The organism is Streptomyces sp. NBC_00306, from assembly GCF_036169555.1.
Taxonomy (GTDB): domain Bacteria; phylum Actinomycetota; class Actinomycetes; order Streptomycetales; family Streptomycetaceae; genus Streptomyces; species Streptomyces achmelvichensis.
On sequence record NZ_CP108032.1, the window covers coordinates 4,885,909 to 4,902,178 of the forward strand.

Consider the following 16,270-nt stretch of genomic DNA (forward strand, 5'->3'; position numbering starts at 1 on the left):
GGCTCAAGGTGACGCGCATCAGCTGCGGAGGACGGTCATGACATCCGTCCTCGTCTGCGACGACTCCCCGCTTGCCCGAGAGGCGCTTCGCCGCGCGGTCGCGACCGTGCCCGGCGTCGAGCGCGTGACGACCGCGGCCAACGGCGAGGAAGTCCTCCGCCGCTGGGGGGCCGACCGCTCGGACCTGATTCTGATGGACGTACGCATGCCCGGTCTGGGTGGCGTCGAGACGGTCCGCCGGCTGCTGTCCGCGGACCCCGGCGCCCGGATCATCATGCTCACCGTCGCCGAGGATCTGGACGGGGTCGCGCTCGCGGTCGCCGCGGGAGCCCGCGGATATCTGCACAAGGACGCCTCGCGCGCCGAACTGCGGGCCACGGTCACCCAGGCGCTCGCCGACCCGACCTGGCGGCTCGCCCCGCGCCGGCTGCGTTCGGCCGAGATGGGTGCCGCGCCCACACTCACCGCACGCGAGATCCAGGTGCTCGAAGGCATGAGCCACGGCCGGTCGAACGCCGAGATCGGACGGGAGCTCTTCCTCTCCGAGGACACGGTGAAGACGCACGCCAGACGGCTCTTCAAGAAGCTGGGCGCCTCGGACCGTGCGCACGCCGTTGCGCTCGGATTCCGCTGGGGCCTGGTCCGCTAGGTCGTGTCCGCGACGTCTCGTCTGGGTCGCCCCCGGGGCGCGACGGACCCCGCCCGCCGTACGGTGGGCGGGGAATCGGACGGCCGCGGGCATTCGTTTCCCGCCCGATGCCGCATCCTTGAGATGTGGAGTTCCTTGGGAACGAGTCTGTCGAGCGGAAGGGGAGGGCGCAGGCGATGAGTTCCGGCGCACCTGCTCATAACGCTTCGGTGCACAACATTGGACGCGGTGCCGCGGATGCCCAGCCGCCGAGGCACCATGGACCGATGCGTGACGACGAGGCGGTGACCGCTCAGGGGGCCATCGGTTCCCTGGTTCACCGTGCCGTCGACGGAGACGAGCAGGCCACGCACGATCTCCTCGCGCACGTTCACCCCCTCGCGCTGCGTTACTGCCGCACCCGGCTCAGCCGGCTGCCGGGAGACGCGCGTCACTTCGTCGAAGACCTCGCGCAGGAGGTCTGTGTCGCGGTGCTGATGGCACTGCCGCGCTACAAGGACACCGGGCGCCCCTTCGAGGCCTTCGTCTTCGCCATCGCCACCCACAAGGTCGCCGATCTGCAGCGGGCGGCCATGCGCCACCCGGGATCGACGGCCGTACCGTCCGACGAGATGCCCGAGCGCCCCGACGACTCCCTCGGCCCCGAGGAGCGTGCGCTGCTCAGCGACGACGCCGAATGGGCCAAGAAGCTCCTCGCCAACCTCCCGGACAACCAGCGCGAGCTGCTGGTGCTGCGGGTCGCGGTCGGTCTGACCGCGGAGGAGACGGGACAGATGCTGGGCATGTCACCCGGCGCGGTGCGGGTCGCCCAGCACCGGGCTCTGAGCAGGCTGCGTGCACTGGCCGAGCAGTGAGTCGTACGGTCTACGTATACGTACGAAGGAACAAAGCTGCCGGCCGATCTTGATCGTGGAATGAGACGGGTTCAGAGCCCGTTAGCATGGACATCCGCACCGATCAAGGCCATTTGGGGAAGGTGTCATGACCAACGTCGACGGAGTGCCCGAGAAATTCGCGACACTCGGGCTGACCTACGACGATGTGCTGCTGCTGCCGGGCTCGTCGGACATGGCGCCCGACCAGATCGACACCTCCTCGTACATCTCGAAGAACGTACGGGTGAACATCCCGCTGCTGTCCGCGGCGATGGACAAGGTCACCGAGGCGCGCATGGCCATCGCGATGGCCCGCCAGGGCGGCGCCGGCGTGCTGCACCGCAATCTCTCCATCGCCGACCAGGCCAACCAGGTCGACCTGGTCAAGCGCTCCGAGTCCGGCATGGTCACCGACCCGATCACGGTGAACCCGGACGCGACGCTCGGCGAGGCCGACCAGCTGTGCGCGAAGTTCCGCATCAGCGGTGTGCCGGTGACCGACCGCGGCGGCAAGCTGCTCGGCATCGTCACCAACCGTGACATGGCCTTCGAGTCGGACCGCAGCCGCCAGGTGCGCGAGGTCATGACCCCGATGCCGCTGGTCACGGGCAAGGTCGGGATCTCCGGCGTGGACGCCATGGAGCTGCTGCGCCGCCACAAGATCGAGAAGCTTCCGCTGGTCGACGACGCCGGTGTGCTCAAGGGCCTGATCACGGTCAAGGACTTCGTCAAGGCCGAGAAGTACCCGATGGCCGCCAAGGACAAGGACGGCCGGCTGCTCGTCGGCGCTGCCGTCGGTGTCGCGGGCGACGCCTACGAGCGTGCCCAGGCGCTGATCGAGGCGGGCGTCGACTTCATCGTCGTCGACACCGCCCACGGCCACTCCCGGCTGGTCGGCGACATGGTCGCCAAGATCAAGTCGAACGCCGCGGGTGTGGATGTCATCGGCGGCAACATCGCCACGCGTGACGGCGCCCAGGCGCTGATCGACGCCGGTGTCGACGGCATCAAGGTCGGCGTGGGCCCCGGCTCCATCTGTACGACCCGGGTCGTCGCCGGCATCGGCGTTCCCCAGGTCACGGCGATCTACGAGGCCTCGCTGGCCGCCAAGGAGGCCGGTGTCCCGGTCATCGGCGACGGTGGCCTCCAGTACTCCGGCGACATCGCGAAGGCGCTGGTCGCCGGCGCCGACACGGTCATGCTGGGCTCGCTGCTCGCGGGCTGCGAGGAGTCCCCGGGCGAGCTGCTCTTCATCAACGGCAAGCAGTTCAAGTCCTACCGCGGCATGGGCTCGCTCGGTGCGATGCAGTCCCGCGGCGAGCAGCGCTCCTTCTCCAAGGACCGCTACTTCCAGGAGGGCGTCGCCTCCGACGAGAAGCTGGTTCCCGAGGGCATCGAGGGCCAGGTGCCCTACCGGGGTCCGCTCTCCGCGGTCGTGCACCAACTGACCGGCGGTCTGCGGCAGTCGATGTTCTACGTCGGCGGCAGGACGGTCCCGGAGCTCCAGGCGAACGGCCGGTTCGTGCGCATCACCTCGGCGGGTCTCAAGGAGAGCCACCCGCACGACATCCAGATGACGGTCGAGGCGCCGAACTACAGCAGGAAGTAGTCCCCACGTCGTGAGGGGCGGTCCCGGAGATTGCCGGGACCGCCCCTCACGTATGTGTCGGGGATACTGGTAGGCGCAGACGTAGAGGGAAAGGCCACACACGTGACTGAGATCGAGATCGGGCGCGGCAAGCGCGGCCGCCGGGCGTACGCGTTCGATGACATCGCCGTCGTACCGAGCCGGCGCACGCGGGACCCGAAGGAGGTCTCGATCGCCTGGCAGATCGACGCCTACCGCTTCGAGCTGCCCTTCCTGGCCGCTCCCATGGACTCCGTGGTCTCCCCGCAGACCGCGATCCGCATCGGTGAGATGGGCGGCCTCGGTGTCCTGAACCTCGAGGGCCTGTGGACCCGGTACGAGGACCCGCAGCCGCTGCTCGACGAGATCGCCGAGCTGCCGACCGACGCCGCGACCAACCGTCTGCAGGAGATCTACGCCGCGCCGATCAAGGAAGAACTGATCGGGCAGCGCATCAAGGAGGTCCGCGACTCGGGCGTCGTGACGGCCGCCGCGCTCTCGCCGCAGCGCACCGCGCAGTTCTCCAAGGCCGTGGTGGACGCGGGTGTCGACATCTTCGTCATCCGCGGTACGACGGTCTCCGCCGAGCACGTCTCCGGTGCCGCCGAGCCGCTGAACCTGAAGCAGTTCATCTACGAGCTGGACGTCCCGGTCATCGTCGGCGGCTGCGCCACCTACACGGCGGCGCTGCACCTGATGCGTACGGGCGCGGCCGGTGTCCTGGTCGGCTTCGGCGGCGGCGCCGCGCACACCACGCGCAACGTGCTCGGCATCCAGGTCCCGATGGCCACCGCGGTGGCCGACGTGGCCGCGGCCCGTCGTGACTACATGGACGAGTCCGGCGGCCGCTACGTCCACGTCATCGCCGACGGCGGTGTGGGCTGGTCCGGAGACCTGCCGAAGGCGATCGCGTGCGGCGCGGACGCGGTGATGATCGGTTCGCCGCTCGCCCGCGCGACGGACGCGCCCGGCCGTGGTCACCACTGGGGCATGGAGGCGGTCCACGAGGACGTCCCGCGCGGCAAGCTGGTGGACCTGGGCATCGTCGGGACGACGGAGGAGGTCCTGACCGGCCCCTCGCACATCCCGGACGGTTCCATGAACTTCTTCGGTGCGCTGCGCCGCGCGATGGCGACGACGGGCTACAGCGAGCTCAAGGAGTTCCAGCGCGTCGAGGTCACGGTGGCGGACTCCCAGCACAAGCGCTGAGGCCGGCTCGCACCGGACCGGTGCGGACGGTACGTACGGCAAGGGGCCCGCACCGGGTGGTGCGGGCCCCTTCCGCGTGCGCGGATCAGCTCCGGCGGGAGCCGAGGCGGGCGGAGGTCACTCCGCGGACTTCTTCGCGCCCGAGAAGGCCGCGAATCCGGCCAGACCGAAGAAGAGGAAGGTCATGGCGTCCTTGCTCTCGTTCCAGAGGTCCATGACCTGGGAGAAGTTGTCGAACAGGACCTCGGTCACCGACGCGCCCGTCAGGTCCGCCATGATCACCGCGATGGCGAGCAGCTGACCCAGGTACACGGCCACCAGCGAGCAGACGACGCTGACGACGGGGAGCAGGGGATTGCGCCCGCCCACCTTGCCCGCGGCGAAGCCGGTGATGAAGCCGACGCCGATCGCGGCCCAGCCGATCTCCCGCTCGATGGCTCCGGCGATGCCGCCGTAGATCCCGCCCGCGACGAGGGCGACGACGACCGCGGTCACCAGACCGAGGGCGACGTTGTCACGGACGGGGGCCGGCGGCGGGGCCGGCGCGAAGGGAACGCCCTGGTCGGCGAAGGGATTGCCGGACGGCGGCGGAACAGGCTGGCTCATATGGGTCCCCCCCAAGGGATGCAGATCGTCGCACGAGCGTGCGACAAGATCCGGACAGTAGCAGCCCGCTCCGACAGCCGCGGACGGGTTATCTCCTCAGAGCCGGTGGGCTGCTCATCTCCTCAGAGCCGGTGGGCCGCGCCCGCCGGCGTGGCGCCCCGGGTGTCGAGCAGGAGCTGCGCCTTCACGGCGAGGCCCTGGAGGTCGTAGGTGCGGTGGTGCTGGAGCAGCACGGTCAGGTCCGCGTTGGCGGCCGCCTCGTAGAGCGAGTCCGCACGGGGGACCGGCTGGGCGTGGACGCGCCAGTCGGAGATGTAGGGGTCGTGGTAGCTGACGGAGGCCCCCAGATCCATCAGCCGGCGGGCGATCTCGGTGGACGGGGAGCTCTCCAGATCGGCCAGATCGGGCTTGTAGGTGATGCCGAGGAGCAGGACGCGCGCACCGCGGGCCGATTTGCCGTGCTCGTTCAGCAGGGTGGCGCAGCGCTGGATCACGTACTGCGGCATCCGGGTGTTGATCTCCTGGGCGAGGCCGACCATCCGCAGGGGATGGCCGGGGGTGCGGCCGCTCAGCGGGAGACAGCTGGGGTCCAGGGGGACACCGTGGCCGCCGACGCCGGGGCCGGGACGGAAGGCCTGGAAACCGAAGGGCTTCGTCTCGGCGCAGCGGATGACGTCCCAGAGGTCGACCCCGAGGTCGTGGCAGAGGACCGCCATCTCGTTGACGAGGGCGATGTTGACGTGCCGGAAGTTGGTCTCCAGCACCTTCACGGTTTCCGCCTCGCGGGTGCCGCGGGCCCTGACCACCTTGTCGGTGAGACGGCCGTAGAAGGCGGCGGCCGACTCGGTGCAGGCGGGGGTGAGGCCGCCGATGACCTTGGGGGTGTTGGCGTATCCGTGGGTGCGGTTGCCCGGGTCGACGCGGCCGGGGGAGTAGGCAAGGTGGAAGTCGCGGCCGGCGCGCAGTCCGGAGCCCTCTTCGAGGAGGGGGCGCAGGAAGGTCTCGGTCGTACCGGGCTGGACGGACGATTCCAGCACCACGGTGGTGTGCGGGCGCATGCGTGTCGCCAGGGTGCGGGCGGCCTCGCCGAGCGCGGTGAGGTCCAGGCTGCCGTCCGGACCGAGCGGCGTGGGCACACAGAGAACGGCGGTGCGTACGCGGCCGAGCTCGGCCGGGTCCGTCACCGTCCTGAACCCGGCGGAGAGCATCCGGCGGACGTCGGCGGGGGAGCAGCCTCCTGCCGGTTCGATGAGATGCCGCGGGTCGGTGTCGTAGCCGATCGTCTCGATGCCGGCACCGACGGCGGCCTGGGCGAGGGGCAGGCCGAAGTGACCGAGTCCGATGACAGCAAGATCTGCGGGCATGGCGTTGGCCGTCCTTCCCTTTAACCGGAGGGGAGCGGGGGCGCAAGCCCTGTGGGCAGAACGGGCGGGCGCAATGTCAGACTAGGCGTAAATATGACCGTTATGCGGTATTGCGCGCTCGTGGCTGCCCGAGTGTTATCCACAGTCGGTGGCTGAAGTCGGCGACTGCGGACAGAATCGACGGTGTGGACCCGACCGCAGGGGGACACGGGGGCGACGGGAGGCACGCAGTGAGGACAGCGACACTGGGACCCGAGGAGCGCACTCTGGCACTCGCCGGCATGGCCGAGCGGGAGCTGGACGTACTGGTGGTGGGTGGTGGCGTCGTGGGCGCCGGCACCGCGCTGGACGCCGTGACGAGAGGACTGTCCACCGGTCTGGTGGAGGCGCGCGACTGGGCGTCGGGCACGTCGAGCCGGTCCAGCAAGCTCATCCACGGCGGACTGCGCTATCTGGAGATGCTGGACTTCGCGCTCGTCCGTGAGGCGCTGAAGGAACGCGGTCTGCTGCTGGAGCGTCTGGCGCCGCACCTGGTGAAGCCGGTGCCCTTTCTGTACCCCCTCCAGCACAAGGGCTGGGAGCGGATGTACGCCGGATCGGGCGTCGCGCTGTACGACGCCATGTCGGTCTCGTCGGGACACGGGCGAGGGCTCCCCACACACCGCCATCTGACCCGGCGGCACGCCCTTCAGGTCGCACCCTGCCTGAAGAAGAACGCCCTCATCGGGGCCATCCAGTACTACGACGCGCAGATGGACGACGCCCGTTATGTGATGACCCTCGTCCGCACGGCCGCGCGGTACGGCGCTCATGTCGCCAGCCGCGCCAGGGTCATCGGGTTTCTCCGTGAGGGCGAGCGTGTCGTCGGAGCGCGGGTGGAGGACGTCGAGGGCGGCGGGGAGTACGAGATCCGCGCCAAGCAGATCGTGAATGCGACCGGTGTGTGGACGGACGACACCCAGGCGATGATCGGCGAGCGCGGCATGTTCCATGTGCGCGCCTCCAAGGGCATCCATCTCGTCGTGCCCAAGGACCGGATCCACTCCACGACCGGTCTGATCCTGCAGACCGAGAAGTCGGTGCTGTTCGTCATTCCCTGGGGCCGGCACTGGATCGTCGGAACCACGGACACCGAATGGGACCTCGACAAGGCACACCCCGCCGCGTCCAGCGCGGACATCGACTATCTGCTGGAGCACGTGAACTCGGTGCTGGCGGTCCCGCTCACCCGGGACGACGTCGAGGGGGTGTACGCGGGGCTCCGCCCGCTGCTCGCCGGTGAGTCCGACGCGACGAGCAAGCTCTCCCGCGAGCACACGGTTGCGCACCCGGTTCCCGGCCTGGTCGTCGTCGCGGGCGGGAAGTACACGACGTACCGCGTCATGGCGAAGGACGCGGTGGACGAGGCGGTGCACGGTCTGGACCAGCGGGTCGCCGCATGTGTCACGGAGAACGTTCCGCTGGTCGGAGCCGAGGGCTACACAGCGCTGTGGAACGCCCGCGCGAGGATGGCGGCGCGTACGGGCCTGCATGTGGTGCGGGTGGAGCATCTCCTCAACCGGTACGGCACGTTGACCGAGGAAGTGCTCGCGCTCATCACCGACGACCCGACGCTCGGCGCGCCGCTCGCCGCCGCGGACGACTATCTGCGGGCCGAGATCGTGTACGCGGCTTCGCACGAAGGCGCACGCCATCTGGACGATGTGCTGACCCGGCGCACCCGGATCTCCATAGAGACCTTCGACCGGGGTACGCGTAGTGCACGTGAGTGTGCCGAGTTGATGGCACCCGTGCTGGGCTGGGACAAGGAACAGATCGAGAAGGAGGTCGAGCACTACGAGAAGCGGGTGGAGGCGGAGCGTGAGTCGCAGCGGCAGCCGGACGATCTGACGGCGGACGCCGCGCGGTTGGGGGCGCCCGACATCGTGCCCCTCTGATCCTTGCGGTGGCCGGGGAGGTGCCGTCGGCGGTCGGGCAGGTCCCGCCGGCGGCCGTGCAGGGCCGCGACCAGCGCAAGGGCGGGCGCGGTCCCGAGTAGTGGCAGGGTGGGGTGGTCCCGATCTTCCGGCCCCGTCGAGACGGACGGCGGACCCGGGAGACACGCCGGTCCCGGAGTGAGGGACAATGATGGCTCTGCCAAGGCGTGTTACCGCATCGCGCGGGAGCGGCAGGCGCGGGCGAATACCAGGGATCGCAGAGGGGACGCATGTCGGAGGCGGAGCAGTCGCGGAAGCCCCAGCGGGACAAGGCCGAGGAGCCCGAGGCGACGGTGTCGGACGAGCGAGGGCCGGTCACCGCGAAGCCGGGCGTCACGGGTGGAGCGAGGACGGGCGCGAAGTCAGGTGCGAGGTCAGGCGCGAAGCCTGCCGCGACGTCGGACGCCAAGCCGGGGAGCCGGTCGGACGCGAAGGGCAGCCGGCCGGGGGATTCCGGAGCGGACCCCGCGGGCGGGGTGGCGGGAGTGCCGTCGGGCACGGCGGCGGACGTGGGTCCGGCCGACGCGAAGCCCGAGGACGGGACTGTCGCCGAGAGCGTGGCTGACGCGGTGCCTGGTGCTGACGAGCCGGTTGACGCTGTGCCCGGTGCTGAGGATGTGGCTGACGAACTGCCCCGCGACGGGGAGCCGGCTGACGCTGCGCCCGATGCCGAGGATGTGGCTGATGCCGACCCGCGTGCCGGGGCGCCGGTTGACGCCGTGCCCGTAGCCGAGGACGAGGTGGCCGACGCGGCGCCAGTTTCCGCGGCGGCGAAGAAGGCTGACGTGCCGTCCGGGCCGGCGGCGGTCGAGGGCGCCCCCGCCGACCCGCGGACCGACCCCCGGACCGCGATCTCGACCGAGGCCAAGGCCAAGGCTGAGGCCCGGACCAAGAACAAGCCCACGACCGGGTCCGAGTCCGAGTCCGAGTCGGGAGCCGGCGCCAAGTCCGGGGCCGTCGCGGGCACCGGGACCGCCGCCGAGGACGAGGCCGTGAGCGGAGCGGCTGCCGCTGCTCAGGACGCGGCTCCCTCGCGGGCCAAGGCCCGGGAGACCGTGCCGTCGTGGGCCAAGGCCGAGGTCGCCGCCGATGTGCGGAGCGAGGCGAAGGCCGACTCCGGCGCCGCCGAGACAGATGCCCCCTCCGCCGCCCGGGCTGAAGCGAAGCCCGCGTCCCCCGCCGCCCCCGCGTCCGAGAGGCCCGCCGAGGCGAAGGTGCCCCGCCAGGGGTCCGGGCGGGACACCGAAGGGCGTCTGCTGGCCGGGCGTTACCGGCTCGGTGGTGTGCTCGGCCGTGGCGGCATGGGCACGGTCTGGCGGGCCGTCGACGAGACCCTCGGCCGTACCGTCGCCGTGAAGGAACTGCGCTTCCCGACCAGCATCGACGACGAGGAGAAGCGCCGCCTCATCACCAGGACGCTGCGCGAGGCCAAGGCCATCGCCCGTATCCGCAACAACAGTGCCGTGACCGTCTACGACGTGGTCGACGAGGACGACCGTCCGTGGATCGTGATGGAGCTCGTGGAGGGCAAGTCCCTCGCCGAAGCGGTGCGTGAGGACGGCACCTTGACGCCGCGCCGGGCGGCCGAGGTCGGGCTCGCCATCCTGGACGTCCTGCGTTCCGCGCACCGCGAGGGCATCCTGCACCGCGATGTGAAGCCGTCCAACGTGCTGATCTCCGAGGACGGGCGCGTCGTCCTCACCGACTTCGGTATCGCTCAGGTCGAGGGCGACCCCTCGATCACCTCCACCGGCATGCTCGTCGGCGCCCCCTCGTACATCTCGCCGGAGCGCGCCCGTGGCCACAAGCCCGGGCCCGCCGCCGACCTGTGGTCGCTGGGCGGTCTGCTGTACGCGAGCGTCGAAGGCAGCCCGCCGTACGACAAGGGCTCCGCGATCGCGACTCTCACCGCGGTGATGACCGAGCCGCTCGACCCGCCGAAGAACGCGGGCCCGCTGGAGGAGGTCATCTACGGCCTGCTCGCCAAGGATCCGGCGCAGCGGCTGGACGACGCCGGTGCGCGTGCGCTGCTGACCAAGGTGCTGAACGCACCCGAGGTCCCCGAGGCGCCGGTCGTGCCCGAGCCGCCCCAGGACGCCACCCGCGCCCTGTCGTTGCCGCCTGTGCCCCCGCCGCCCCCGGCGAAGCCGAAGGACCCGGCGGCCGACCGGGTGCGTGGCGCGCTCAGGTCCGTGCGGAACGCCGCGGCGGCGGCCACGCCGGAGGCCCGGCCGAAGCAGTCGGCTGCCTCGCAGCAGACGTCGCCCTCCCGGCCCACGCCGCCGCGGGCGCCGCTCACCGATGTGGTGCCCCGCCGGACGATGGTGATCAGCGCGGTGGTCGTCGTGCTCGCGATCCTGGCCACGGTGCTGTACCTGACCCTGGGCGACGGCGACCAGGGCAATGAGGGCAAGGTCAAGAACGACCCGTCGGCCACGCCCGGGGCCGCTGCCGCCGGGACGGGCACCGACGCCGGCACGGACACCGGCGACGACAAGGGCAAGAACGGCGACGAAGAGGACTCGGGGAAGGACTCCGGCAAGGGCGACGACGGCGGCTCCGACGACGAGCAGACGCCCGAGAAGCCCGGGGCCGGCGACCCGGCCGGCGGCGGACTGCCGGCGGGGTACGCGATGGTGTCGAACGACCAGTTCCACTTCACCATGGCGATGCCCAAGGGCTTCAAGGTCACCGACATAGCGGGTTCCAACTCCGGCGCGATATACAACCGGACGAGCGGCGCGTTCCCGCGCATCCAGGTCGACTTCGGCGCGAACCCCAAGGACGACGCCGCCGCTGCCTGGCGGGCCGCCCAGGTCGCCGTCAGTCTCAGCAGCGACGGATACAAGCACCGGGGCATCAAGCCGGTCGAGTACAACGGCTATCCGACGGCAGCGGACTGGGAGTTCGAGCGCACACAGGGCGGAATGCGGGTACGAGTCCTCAACAGGGGCTTCAAGGTGGACGCCGACCGCGGCTACTCGATCATGATCAGCTGCAAGGCCAGTGAGTGGGACAAGGCCGAGTGCGTCACGCTGCGCAAGACGGCGTTCGCCACATTCAAGCCCAAGGACTGACCAAGGACACGTATCGTGAGAGCCCGCGGACGGTACGCAGCCGCAAGGGGCCGCTGAACGACCGGAATTGACGTGCTTTGACGTTTTGCTGCGGCCTCCGGGACCGGTCGGCGGACAGCGCGCTTGTGGGGAGGCGTCGTGGACGACTACGCGGGACGGGTACTCGCCGACCGCTATCGGCTTCCCCTGCCTCCGTCCGACGCCTACGAACTGGCCGAGACCCGAGCGTTCGACACCCACAGCGGACAGGAAGTCTTGGTACGGCAGGTGCCGTTGCCGGAGATCGTCGACGCCGAGGTCGTCGACATGGAGGGCCTGTCCGGGGGTGCGGTGCCGGGGAGGGCCCAGGGGCGTTCGACCCGGCGGCCCGCGGACCCGGCCGTGCGCCGGGCCATGGACGCCGCGCAGGCGGCCGCCCAGATTCCCGACCACCCGCGGCTGGACCAGGTCTTCGACGTCTTCGCCGAGGACGGTTCGCTGTGGATAGTCAGCGAACGCGTCGCCGCCCGGCCCCTGGCCGCGCTCCTCGCCGAGAAGCCCCTCACGCCCTACCGCGCGGCCGAAGTCGCCTCCGATGTGCTGACCGCCCTGCGCGTTCTGCACGCGCACGGCTGGACCCACCGGAACATCACCGCCCGTACGGTCCTGGTCTGCGACGACGGACGGGTCGTCCTGACGGGGCTCGCCTCCGGGGCCGCGGAGGAGGCACTGTGCGGATACGCGCCCGTGCCCCCGCCGGTGGACCCTGACCCCGATCATGAACACGAGGGTGACGACGGCGACTTCGCCGACGTCGGCGACCAGGATCTCCACGAGGGGGAGCCGGACGAAGGGGAGTTCGGCCGCGACGGGCACGGCGGACACGAGGACCACCTTCACGACGAGGGCCCCGGTGACGAGGACTACTCCTACGGCGAAGCCGGCGAGGGCTCGCCGGAGACGGCCGCGCTGGAGTCGCCGCACTCGGCCGACCCCTACGCCACGCCCGACCCCTATCTGGCCCCCGATCTCTACCCCTACCGTCCGCCCGCGCAGGGCACCGGCGCCGGAGCGGGCCCCGGCCCCACTGCTCCGGGTCCCGCCGGCGCCGGTTCCGGCACCGGTGTTCCCGACATCAGGGCCGCCCGGGCGGGTGCGATCGCCGCGTACCGCGCGGGTGCCCGCGCCGCCGCCCGGGTCAGCGAGGACCTGCGCCAGGGCGACCGCCCCGTACAGACGGGCAACGACCCGGACTGGTGGGCCGCCAAGCCCGGCGAGAGGGTCATCGCACCGGCCGAGTACCACACCGGCCACGCAGACGACGCCGACGACGATGTGGACGACGACGAGTTCGACGACGACTACGGCGCCGGCGGACCCGGCCGCCCCCGTCTCGCCGGAACCTGGCACGACGGTCCCCTTCCGGGGCAGGACGGCCCCGCACCCCTGTCCGCGGGCGGTGGCGGACCGGCCCGGCGCCCCCGGCGCGACGACGACCTGTACGGCGTCGACCCGTACGGCGTGCGTCAGGCGCTCCCCGGAGGTTCCCACCGCCCTGATCCCGGCGCCGGTCGCGGCACCGGGCGCGGCGGCTCCGGCGATCCCTACCGGGACCGTCCCGCGCTGCCCGCTCCCCGTTCCGGCCCGGACCCGTACCGCCCCGCCCTGCCCCACGCCCGCCCCGGCGGGTCACCGACGCCGGTTCCGGCCCCGCCCACCGGGAGCTGGGACCGCGGCGGCGCCGGACGCGAGGCCCTGCGCGCCGACTCGCAGCGCCGGTCCGTCCCCGCGGCCCAGGGCGCCGGCGGCTGGGACGAGGTCGTGGCCGGCGCCGAACCCCCGGCGTACCAGGGGCCGTCCACACCGCTCGCCGCCGAGCGGGCCCGGCAGGCGCGGATCGCCGTAGTCGGAGCGGTGACCGAGCGCTGGGCGCCCGAGCAGGCCGGGCCCGTCCATGAGAACTGGCAGCTGGCCGCCCCCGTCGGCCCCGCCACCGACCTCTGGGCGCTCGGCGCCCTGCTCTACCGCTCGGTCCAGGGGCATGCGCCCTACCCGGAGGAGAGCGCCTACGAGCTGGTGCAGCTCGTGTGCGCCGAGCCGCCCGCGTTCGCCGAGGAGTGCGGTCCGCTGCGCCCCGTCGTCGAGTCGCTGCTGCGCCAGGACCCCACGGAGCGCCCCGAGTTCGAGGAACTGCGCGGCTGGCTGCGGTCCCTGGTGCGGTCCGCGCCCGAGCCCGAGGCCGGGATGGACGTCGTGGCGGTCCCGTCGAGTGTCGTGGACGGCAGCCGGCTGCCCGTCGTACGCCGCCGGGGCGAGCTGGTGCGCAAGCGCCGGACCGGTTCCACCGAGGTCGTCCACGGCCGCCACCGTCACAAGAAGTCGCGGCGGGAACGCCGTGGCCCGCGCTCCCTCGGCCGCCTCCTGCTGCTCCTGATCCTGCTGCTTCTGGTCGCGGCGATCGCGTACGCCATGATGTTCATGCCCCGGTCCGGTACGCAGCAGGAGGGTTCCCAGGGCACGCAGAGCCCGGCGCCCACGGCCTCCGCGCCCGGTCCGGGCCGTACCGAAGCCGGCACGCCTCCGCCGCCGAAGGCTTCCGGCACCCCCGGTTCGCAGCAGCCCCAGACGTCCGCGCCCGCGGGGAACCTCCCGGCCGGCTACGCGCTGCGCAGCGATCCCGAGGGCTTCCGGGTCGCGGTCGCCACGTCCTGGCAGCGCAGGCCCATCAACGACAGCGGCCAGGTCCGTTACAGCGACGGCGACTTCACGTTGATCGTGGTGCCCGGCCGGGACAGCGTCCAGGCGAACGGCGACGACCCGCTCGTCTACCAGCGGGACAAGGAGCGTGAACTCCAGCCGTTCCGCGACTCCTCCTGGGCGGCGGCGACCGGGCTCCGCCGGATCGACGTCGGCCGACAGGCCATGGCCGAGGGGCAGTTCACCTGGCAGGACAGCAGTGGACGTGAGGTCTACGTACGCAACCTCGCCATGATCGTCGGCGGCCGGTACCACGTGGTGCAGGTGATCGGTCCGGAGGACCAGCGCGACAAGGTGACGGAGGCCTACAGCCAGGCCGTCGAGGCCTACCGGGCGACCGGCTGACGCCCGTCGCGGACCGCGGGAAGGTGCCGACGGGCATCACAGTGCGGTCACTTGAGGCATCCGAGGTACCGCGTCCGTAATTCCCTTCCGTAACCTGTGATCCCAAGGAACGGGGCGGGGGACGTGGAGAATTCTCAAGAGACGGGCGCGGGACTGCTGCTGGCCGGGCGTTACCGGCTGGGCGAGTGCATCGGCAGCGGTGGCATGGGCAAGGTCTGGCGCGCACACGACGAGGTGCTGCACCGGGTCGTCGCGGTCAAGGAGCTGACGGCGGGGCGCTATGCCTCCGAGGCGGACCGGATCGTGCTGCACGCGCGTACGCAGAAGGAGGCCCGGGCCGCCGCCCGAATCAGCCATCCCGGCGTGGTCACCGTCCACGACGTACTCGACCACGACGCGCGCCCCTGGATCGTCATGCAGTACGTCGACGGGCCGTCGCTCGCCGACGCGGCCAAGGAGACCGGGCGCATCCCGTCGCTGGAGGCCGCCCGGGTCGGACTGCACGTGCTGCGGGCGCTCGGCGCCGCGCACGCGGTCGGGGTGCTCCACCGGGACATCAAGCCCGCGAACATCCTGCTCGACCGGCAGGGCACCGCGCACGGCGAGGACCGTACCGGGGGACGGGCGCTGATCACCGACTTCGGGATCGCCGCGATCGAGGGCGACTCGACGATCACCAGGACCGGGGAGATCGTCGGCTCCATCGACTACCTGGCCCCCGAGCGGGTGCGCGGCGCCGATCCCGGTCCGGCCTCCGACCTCTGGTCGCTGGGTGCCACGCTCTACACGGCGGTGGAGGGCGCGTCGCCGTTCCGGCGTTCGACGCCGCTGTCGACCATGCAGGCGGTCGTCGGCGACGAGCCGCCCCACCCCGAGCACGCGGGCCTGCTGACCCCCGTGATCATGTCGCTGCTGCGCAAGAACCCCGCGGACCGCCCCTCGGCCGCCGAGGCCGAGCGGATGCTCCAGGCCGCGCTGGCGGACCCGACGCGGACCGTGGCCCAGCACCGGGTTCCCACGCAGCGGGTGACGCGCAGCGAACAGCGTCACGAACCCGGCCATGGCCACGATCGGCACCACGGCCAGAGGTCTGGGGGTCCCGTCAACTCCCAGGCCCCGACGCCGTACCGGCCGAACCCCGTCCTGACGCCGTCGTCCTCGCCCGCCCCGTCGCCCGCCCCGAAGCGCCGCGCGGGACGGCTGCGCCGGGCGGTGATCGTGGTCGTGCTGTCGGCCGTCGTCGGCGTCGGCGCGGGGCTCGCGGCCATGAAGTACGCCGGGGACGACGGCGGGGGCGGTACGGAAACGCAGACCACTCCCGACACCTCCGCGTCCGTGCCGCCCGGCTGGCACCGCGTCAACGACCCGGAGGGCTTCAGCCTGCTCGTGCCGAAGGGCTGGAAGCGGCAGGCGGACGGCGACCAGATCGACTACACGCCGGACAACGGCAAACACCGCATCCGGATCAGCAGCGACGACTCGCCGGACTTCGAGAACCCGTACATGCACATGCTGAGCCTGGAGAAGACGCTCGCGAGGCTGCCCGCGTACAAGCGGGTCAAGCTCGCGCCCAACACCTTCCGGGACCACACCAACTCCGCACTGTGGGAGTTCACCTGGACCGAGCGGAAGAGTCACCCGGGCGACCGGCGGGCCATCGACCAGATCTACTACGAGGACGACGGCCGCGAGTACGCGCTCTACATGTCGGGGCCGGCCGAGGACTGGTCGACCACCCGCGAGCAGTTCGACATCATGCTGCGGGGCTGGCGGCCTCCGGCATGACCGACGACGCCGAACGAGGGG

General features: G+C 71.5%; 10 protein-coding genes. 8 read left to right on the forward strand and 2 right to left on the reverse strand.

The genetic code is table 11. From position 1 onward, the window contains the following. Nucleotides 1–37: 37 nt before the first annotated feature. From OHA05_RS21900 to OHA05_RS21915, 4 genes are all read left to right on the forward strand, one after another. Complete coding sequence (locus OHA05_RS21900; protein ID WP_003948568.1) at nucleotides 38–649, forward strand: response regulator transcription factor; 612 nt, start codon at nucleotides 38–40, stop codon at nucleotides 647–649. A 266-nt stretch (nucleotides 650–915) separates the two neighbouring features. After that, complete coding sequence (locus OHA05_RS21905; protein WP_313944633.1) at nucleotides 916–1,503, forward strand: sigma-70 family RNA polymerase sigma factor; 588 nt, start codon at nucleotides 916–918, stop codon at nucleotides 1,501–1,503. 127 nt (nucleotides 1,504–1,630) lie between these two features. After that, a complete protein-coding gene (gene guaB, locus OHA05_RS21910) occupies nucleotides 1,631–3,133 on the forward strand; it encodes an IMP dehydrogenase (protein ID WP_313944632.1) in 1,503 nt (500 codons plus the stop codon). A 102-nt stretch (nucleotides 3,134–3,235) separates the two neighbouring features. Further along, nucleotides 3,236–4,360, forward strand: a complete 1,125-nt coding sequence (locus OHA05_RS21915; RefSeq protein ID WP_313944631.1) for a GuaB3 family IMP dehydrogenase-related protein — start codon at nucleotides 3,236–3,238, stop codon at nucleotides 4,358–4,360. A 117-nt stretch (nucleotides 4,361–4,477) separates the two neighbouring features. Here OHA05_RS21915 and OHA05_RS21920 read toward each other — a convergent pair whose 3' ends face one another. Both OHA05_RS21920 and OHA05_RS21925 read right to left on the reverse strand, forming a co-directional pair. Next, the gene (locus tag OHA05_RS21920; RefSeq protein ID WP_313944630.1) at nucleotides 4,478–4,966 is read right to left on the reverse strand and encodes a hypothetical protein; all 489 of its coding nucleotides are present in this window, start codon (nucleotides 4,964–4,966) and stop codon (nucleotides 4,478–4,480) included. 122 nt (nucleotides 4,967–5,088) lie between these two features. Beyond that, nucleotides 5,089–6,330: a nucleotide sugar dehydrogenase gene (locus tag OHA05_RS21925; RefSeq protein WP_313944629.1), complete on the reverse strand. Its 1,242-nt coding sequence runs from the start codon at nucleotides 6,328–6,330 to the stop codon at nucleotides 5,089–5,091. 230 nt (nucleotides 6,331–6,560) lie between these two features. On the opposite strand from OHA05_RS21925, the gene OHA05_RS21930 reads away from it, so the two are divergent. The 4 genes from OHA05_RS21930 (at nucleotide 6,561) to OHA05_RS21945 (ending at nucleotide 16,249) form a co-directional block, all read left to right on the forward strand. After that, entirely contained in the window at nucleotides 6,561–8,267 is a 1,707-nt protein-coding gene (locus tag OHA05_RS21930; protein WP_313944628.1) for a glycerol-3-phosphate dehydrogenase/oxidase, read from the forward strand. A gap of 758 nt (nucleotides 8,268–9,025) precedes the next feature. Further along, nucleotides 9,026–11,383, forward strand: a complete 2,358-nt coding sequence (locus tag OHA05_RS21935; RefSeq protein ID WP_328861492.1) for a serine/threonine-protein kinase — start codon at nucleotides 9,026–9,028, stop codon at nucleotides 11,381–11,383. Nucleotides 11,384–11,521: 138 nt separating this feature from the next. Next, nucleotides 11,522–14,464: a protein kinase gene (locus tag OHA05_RS21940; RefSeq protein WP_328861493.1), complete on the forward strand. Its 2,943-nt coding sequence runs from the start codon at nucleotides 11,522–11,524 to the stop codon at nucleotides 14,462–14,464. 123 nt (nucleotides 14,465–14,587) lie between these two features. Next, nucleotides 14,588–16,249, forward strand: a complete 1,662-nt coding sequence (locus tag OHA05_RS21945) for a serine/threonine-protein kinase (protein WP_328861494.1) — start codon at nucleotides 14,588–14,590, stop codon at nucleotides 16,247–16,249. Nucleotides 16,250–16,270: the final 21 nt, after the last annotated feature.